Source organism: Paenibacillus soyae, from assembly GCF_024623455.1.
GTDB classification, from domain to species: domain Bacteria; phylum Bacillota; class Bacilli; order Paenibacillales; family Paenibacillaceae; genus Pristimantibacillus; species Pristimantibacillus soyae.
In genome coordinates, this window is record NZ_JANIPJ010000098.1 from 1 (window position 1) to 255 (window position 255).

The 255-nt window shown below is 50.6% G+C and carries 2 rRNA genes; both read right to left on the reverse strand.

The features are described from left to right. Positions 1-85, reverse strand: a 5S ribosomal RNA gene (gene rrf, locus NQZ67_RS30165); the annotation flags it as partial. A gap of 67 nt (positions 86-152) precedes the next feature. Further along, positions 153-255 (reverse strand): 23S ribosomal RNA (locus NQZ67_RS30170); the annotation flags it as partial.

The window sequence follows — 255 nt, forward strand, 5'->3', positions numbered from 1 at the left end:
CGGTCCAAGTACCATTGGCGCTGGAGGGCTTAACGGTCGTGTTCGGTATGGGAACGCGTGGTTCCCCTCCGCCATCGCCACCAAACGATGTTCAATGTTTGCACATTGAAAACTGGATACGAAAGTTCAGCTGAAGTGATCTTTAACTCATTTAGGATAAGCCCTCGACCGATTAGTATTCGTCAGCTCCACACGTTGCCGTGCTTCCACCCCGAACCTATCAACCTCGTCGTCTTCAAGGGGTCTTACTAATTG